5 protein-coding genes and 1 pseudogene are annotated in these 6,375 nt (G+C 32.0%); 4 read left to right on the top strand and 2 right to left on the bottom strand.

Features of this window, described 5'->3' with window-relative positions:
- Positions 1-1,956: pseudogene (locus G507_RS16630) on the bottom strand (hypothetical protein); the annotation flags it as partial.
- A gap of 9 nt (positions 1,957-1,965) precedes the next feature.
- Positions 1,966-2,382, bottom strand: coding sequence for a hypothetical protein (locus tag G507_RS0108420; RefSeq protein WP_026717091.1), 417 nt, complete (start codon positions 2,380-2,382; stop codon positions 1,966-1,968).
- 167 nt (positions 2,383-2,549) lie between these two features.
- Between G507_RS0108420 and folE the strand changes: the two genes are divergently transcribed.
- The 4 genes from folE (at position 2,550) to lgt (ending at position 6,326) form a co-directional block, all read left to right on the top strand.
- Entirely contained in the window at positions 2,550-3,221 is a 672-nt protein-coding gene (folE, locus tag G507_RS0108415; RefSeq protein WP_026717090.1) for a GTP cyclohydrolase I FolE, read from the top strand.
- Between the two features lie 127 nt (positions 3,222-3,348).
- A complete protein-coding gene (gene cysS, locus G507_RS0108410; protein ID WP_026717089.1) occupies positions 3,349-4,830 on the top strand; it encodes a cysteine--tRNA ligase in 1,482 nt (493 codons plus the stop codon).
- Positions 4,831-4,994: 164 nt separating this feature from the next.
- Positions 4,995-5,228: a membrane protein insertion efficiency factor YidD gene (gene yidD / locus G507_RS0108405; RefSeq protein ID WP_026717088.1), complete on the top strand. Its 234-nt coding sequence runs from the start codon at positions 4,995-4,997 to the stop codon at positions 5,226-5,228.
- A 174-nt stretch (positions 5,229-5,402) separates the two neighbouring features.
- Positions 5,403-6,326 (top strand): prolipoprotein diacylglyceryl transferase, encoded by a 924-nt coding sequence (lgt, locus tag G507_RS0108400; RefSeq protein ID WP_026717087.1) that lies wholly within the window; start codon positions 5,403-5,405, stop codon positions 6,324-6,326.
- Positions 6,327-6,375 lie beyond the last annotated feature (49 nt).

The raw sequence follows: 6,375 nt of genomic DNA, 5'->3' as shown, positions 1-6,375 counted from the left end.
ATCGCCATCACAAATTGTATCTCCAGTGATAGAAGCCGTTGGTAAAGGAATTACTGTAATAGTAACACAATCCGTAAAAGCTTGAGTACAAACTGGTGTCGAATTTGAAGCAGCACCCACTAAACAATACGTTGATGTTGCAGTAGAACTTACCGAAGCATTTCCTGATCCATCTAATACAATCGTACTAGAAACTCCATCAATCGTGTAAGTAATCGTAGCATTTGCCGTTCCTGCAAAATCTATAGTAGCAGAGGTACCTGAACATATAGAAGGTGTAGTAGTCGAAATTGAAACCGTTGGTAATGGATTAATTGTTACGGTGGCACAAGCTGTTAATGTTTGTGTACATGCTGGTGTCGTGTTAGACGTTACATTAACTAAACAATATTGAGAATTTGCTGTTAATATTGGTGTAGTTATTGTTCCAGTTCCAGAAGCATTTAAAACAACCGTTTGATTAGCTCCAGCGTCAACTGTATAGGTTACCGTAGCATTTGCAGTTCCTGTTATAGTAACCGTGCCAGATGTTCCAGAACAAACCGTATTAGCTACTAAAGTAGCTGTTGGTAGTGGATTAACTATTAAATTAAATGTAGTTGTGCTATATACTGTAGTATCAATATTTGATTCCAAGCGAACATAAATCACTTCATTTGGTCCTCCAACATACATAGTAGGTGGAGTTGCTAAATCGGTTGTATTATTTGTTTGCGCTCCTACTAAAGAAGTGTGGTATGTTATTGAAAATTGTGTTGGATCAACTCCATTATAAATAGCCGCATCCTGACTTGTTAAGTCAAAAATTTCGACACCATCTGGTGAATTGTTAATATCACAAACAATCATATCTGGTGGCATAGTTGCTGTGGCGACACAATCTACAATAAGATTAAATTCTGTATTTTCGAAACAAAGAGGATTGTTTAAGTTTTCTACACGAACATAAATTGGTATTGATGTTGTGGTGGTAAATGTTGTAGGGTTAAGAATTGGATTTGAACCATCAAAAGAATCAAATAAATCCAAATGAAAAGTAACATAATAATCTGCTGGATCAAGTGGATTCAACATTGCTGCAATTACTGATGTCAAATCAAATTCAGGATTACAACTCCCGGCTGTACCTGTGAGATCTGGAGGAGTATTAAGATTTGGTGGGGCGGAGAATGTGACAATTTTTTCATCTGTTGCACCAGCCGTACAACCTGGTCGAGTAGCTAAAACTGACCATAATCCACTTTGACAAACAGTAACTGATTGGGTTGTAAGCGTAGGTTGTAAAACTCCATCTAAAAACCACACAAAAATTGGTGTTCCCGGTTGTGTTGTTGGTGAATTAAAATTAGCATTAATTGTATAACAAGTTACTGATGAACTACAAAAAATTTCATCTGGGCCTAAGCTTACACCACAAACCACGTTACAATCTGTTGCACCTGCTCCAACCTGACCTAAATTAGTTTGTGTCATTGTAATTTGACCAGGTAGATTTTTAAAATTTGTTATTAAAACCATATAAATTTGGCCTGCAACCGCACCAGGAATACTAAAATTTTCTGTAGCAGAAGCTGAATAACTACAAGCAACTACATTATTTGGTATTGCAGTGTTTCCATCTGGATAATCGTATAAATCGGTACAGTTTGGTGAGGTAAATGGTCCCCAAACTATAAAATCAACATCTTGATTATCATAATTAGGTGCGTTATCCCCTTGCGTTAATAAAAAATTTAAATTTCCCGACTGACTAATAGTCATGTAAAACCAATTTGGGTTTGGAGTTGAAAATAAACAACCAATACCCGGGCCTTCACCAGCTGTATTACCAAATGTATTAGCATAAGTTAAGGTAGTACCACCAGCACAAAAAGGTGTGGCCGTAGCACAAGTAGGACTTTGACTATAAATGAAATTTAAGCAAAAAACGGTAAATATTATGTAAATCTTTTTCATAGTAATAAATTAGTCTAAAAATGAATAATAATTCCAATCTGATTGCTTAAGACATTTTTCAGACTTTACAATAACTCTCCACTTAAAACATTTAGCCATCATATCTATATGTTTTATTTTTAGTTCTTTTAAATCTATAAAATCTTTGCTTTTTAAATTTATTATTTCGTATTTAAGTGTTTGAATAGCATCTAACCCTGCTGAGCAGTCATATATTTTTATAATTTCCAATGAAACTTGATCTGATGCAGATAATTTAGAAAAATCCCATTTAAAATTTACAATTTTAACTTCAGGATTTAACTCTTCAATAAATTCTTTAGCTTGAATAAAATACTCAAAATCACAAACTAATTCTGTTTCCTGAGCATTTATATTAATGGATGTGATAAATAGCAGTAACGCTAAAAGTATTTTTACTTTCATATTTTATAAAATAATAGTTAATTAAGGGTGTCGAAATGTACAAAAATTTAACATTAAATTAAACAAAATATATTAAAATGTATAGTTTTAACATTTCTACTCTTTTTTAAAGTTTATTATTTATCTTTGCACTTTAAAAAATTGCTATAAACTTATTGCATAATAATATGTCTAAAAACGAAGACTTTAATTTAGAAATTGGTGAAAACCATATTGGCACAAGTACTAATACACCTTTAAGAGCGGATGCTTTTGCTATTTCTGATGAAGAAAAAATTGAATTAATAAAAAAAGATGTAGAAAGCATCTTAAACACACTTGGAATGGACTTAACAGACGATAGTCTAAAAGGTACTCCAAACCGTGTGGCAAAGATGTTTGTTAAAGAGATTTTTGGCGGATTAAATCCTGATAAAAAACCTAGTTCATCTACTTTTGATAACAAATATAAATATAACGAAATGTTAGTAGAAAAAAACATAGTTGTTTATTCTACTTGCGAACATCATTTGCTACCTATTGTAGGTCGTGCGCACGTGGCTTATATTTCTAACGGAACGGTTGTAGGTTTATCTAAAATGAACCGAATTGTGGATTATTTTGCTAAAAGACCTCAAGTTCAAGAACGTTTGAATATTCAAATTGTTGAAGAACTTAAGAAAGTATTAGGTACAGAAGATGTAGCTTGTGTTATTGACGCAAAACATTTATGTGTAAATTCTAGAGGAATTAGAGACATCGAAAGTAGTACGGTTACTGCCGAATTTGGTGGAAAATTTAAGGAAGAAAACGTAAGAAGAGAGTTTTTGGATTATATTAAAATGGAAACTACTTTTTAATTTTTACCCAATAATTTGAACTGAAAACTAATGCCCTAGCCCTGATAGAAACGGCATCCTTTTTATTTTGTTTTCAAAATAAAAAGATATAGTGGATAGCAGGATTAGCTTCAAGAAAACAAAAAATATGCAAATATATAAAAACAATTCGTTACACCTATATAATACTACTTCTGGAAAAAAGGAATTATTTTCTCCGATTTCGGATGGAAATGTGGGTATGTATGTTTGTGGACCAACGGTTTATAGTAATGTACATTTAGGAAACGTGAGAACTTTTATGAGTTTTGACGTGATTTATAGGTATTTATTGCATTTAGGTTATAATGTTAGGTATGTAAGAAATATTACGGATGCTGGACATTTAACTGATGATGGTGATGTAGAAAATGATCGTTTTGTAAAACAATCGAAGTTGGAGAAATTGGAGCCAATGGAAATTGTTCAGAAATATACGGTTGATTTTCATAAGGTTTTACAAGAATTTAATTTCTTAGAGCCAACTATTGAACCAACTGCAACTGGACATATTATTGAGCAAATCGAATTAACTCAAAAAATGATTGCAGATGGTTTTGCTTATGAAAGTAATGGTTCTGTTTATTTTAACGTTTTAGAATACAATAAAAAAGGCATGAATTATGGTGAATTAAGTAACCGTAATGTGGAAGAGCTATTTGCTAATACTAGAGATTTAGACGGACAAAGTGAGAAAAAAAATCCTCAAGATTTTGCCCTTTGGAAAAATGCTTCTCCTGCACACATCATGCGATGGAATTCTCCTTGGGGAGCTGGTTTTCCGGGTTGGCATTTGGAATGTACTGCAATGAGTACAAAATATTTAGGTGAAAATTTTGATATACACGGTGGTGGAATGGATTTGAAATTTCCGCATCATGAATGTGAAATTGCTCAAGCTAAAGCTAGTTTTGGACATTCACCTGTGAACTATTGGATGCATACAAATATGTTGACTATGAATGGTCTTCGTATGAGTAAATCGACTGGAAATTATGTTTTGCCTATGGAATTAATAGGTGGAAATAATCCTTTTTTCGAAAAGAGTTTTAGTGCTAATGTGATTCGTTTTTGCTTTTTACAAGCGCATTACAGAAGTGTTTTAGATATTTCTAACGATGCGATGGTTGCTGCTGAAAAAGGGTTTAATCGTTTGATGGAAGGAATTGCTCTGTTAGACAAATTAGTTGCAAGCTCTACTTCTACTCTATCTATTCAAAACTGGAAAGAGCAATGTTATAAAGCTATGAATGATGATTTTAATACGCCAATTCTAATTGCAAATTTGTTTGAAGGTGTAAAATACATCAATCTAGTAAACGATAAAAAAGAAACTTTAACTGTAGATGATATTGCAATATTAAAAGAAACCTTGAATGCATTTGTATTTGATGTTTTAGGAATTAAAAATGTAAAATCATCAAGTAATAATACAGATAAATTAACAGGAGTTGTTGAAATGTTAATCACGATGAGAGATGAAGCTAGAGCTAATAAAAACTGGGCTTTGTCTGATGAAATCCGTGATAAACTTGCTGCTACAGGAGTTATTTTGAAAGATGGAAAAGACGGAACGAGTTTTTCGATTTAAGGTTATTACAAAGAGTTACACAAAGGTTCACAGAGATTAATTTTTGAATTCGTAACATAAATAAGGAACACAGATTTGAGAAATTAAATAAATTTGAATAATCTTTGATATTTGAATTTGAACTTTTTTTTTGGAATTTGGAATTTAAAATATTGGAATTTACATTGAGATTAAGTTTAAAAAAAATAGTAATTTTTCCTTTTGTGCTTTTGGTACGTTTTTACCAAGGAGCAATATCTCCGTTTACACCTGCTGCTTGTCGCTTTGAACCAACTTGTTCTCACTATACAGTTGAAGCACTTCAAAAACATGGTTTATTTAAAGGTGGTTGGTTGGCAATAAAACGAATTGCTAGTTGTCACCCTTGGGGGAAAAGTGGCTATGATCCTGTTCCTTGATTTTAGTGTTCAGTGTTCAGTTTTGAGTGTTCAGTAAAACAAATCATTAATCAATAATTGTCTTTTTGATTGAAATTGATTTTTGAAATTGAACTTGTTATTTAATTTTGAATCTTTTTTAACATCTAAATAGATAATAATCTTTATTTTTACCCTTTTAAAAGAAAAACACACATGAATAACGCATTATATATGGTTTGGAATCCTTCTGAAGGATTTGATTTAGGTTTTATAACATTACGCTTTTATAGTTTAATGTTTGTAGTTGCTTTCGGTTTGGGTTGGTATATTATGAAAGGAATTTATAATCGCGAAGGACAATCTATTGAAAAACTAGACAACCTGTTTGTATATACTGTAGTTGCAACTTTAATCGGTGCTCGTTTAGGTCATGTATTCTTCTACGATTGGGCTTATTTTAGTCAACATCCAGTAGAAATATTATTACCTATTCGTGAAACTGCTGATGGCTGGGAGTTTACAGGATTTGCAGGTTTAGCAAGTCATGGTGCTGCTATTGCAATCATTTTAGTAATGTATTTCTATAGTAAAAAAGTAGTTCAGAAACCAATTTTATGGATTTTGGATAGAATTGTAATTCCGGTTGCGAGTGGCGCTATATTTGTTCGTTTAGGAAACTTTTTTAATTCAGAAATTGTTGGAAAAGAAACTACTTCTTCATTTGGAATTAAATTCATAAGAGATAAATTCAATCCTAGAGAAGCTTTTGAAAAAACTAATATATCAGATGTAAATGATGCTTATAAAGCAATTGAAAATAATCCTCAATTTGCAGATGTTTTAGCTGAAGTTACTCCAAAACATCCTGCAATGTTATATGAAGCCTTTGGATATGTTTTTGTATTTGCTATCCTTTTTTATATGTATTGGAAAACAGATGCTAGAAACAAACAAGGATTGCTTTTTGGAACGTTTTTAGTATTACTTTGGACAGTTAGATTCTTTGTAGAATACGTTAAAGAAAGTCAAGGTGGCTTTGAAGAAAGTCTTGGTTTACTTTCTACAGGACAATGGCTAAGTATTCCATTTGTAATTGCTGGACTATTCTTTATATTTAGAGCTAAGAAAGTAGCATAATAAATTACATGCTGTTATAAAAAAAAGACCTTAAAGTGATTTAAGGTCT

The organism is Flavobacterium gelidilacus DSM 15343, from assembly GCF_000422685.1.
Classification (GTDB): Bacteria; Bacteroidota; Bacteroidia; order Flavobacteriales; family Flavobacteriaceae; genus Flavobacterium; species Flavobacterium gelidilacus.
This window is presented reverse-complemented; position numbering and strand designations above follow the sequence as displayed.

Excerpts from the sequence above, each read along its gene's own strand:
- G507_RS0108420 (WP_026717091.1), bottom strand. The coding sequence starts at position 2,382 with ATGAAAGTAAAAATACTTTTAGCGTTACTGCTATTTATCACATCCATT.
- folE (WP_026717090.1), top strand. The coding sequence starts at position 2,550 with ATGTCTAAAAACGAAGACTTTAATTTAGAAATTGGTGAAAACCATATT.
- cysS (WP_026717089.1), top strand. The coding sequence starts at position 3,349 with ATGCAAATATATAAAAACAATTCGTTACACCTATATAATACTACTTCT.
- lgt (WP_026717087.1), top strand. The coding sequence starts at position 5,403 with ATGAATAACGCATTATATATGGTTTGGAATCCTTCTGAAGGATTTGAT.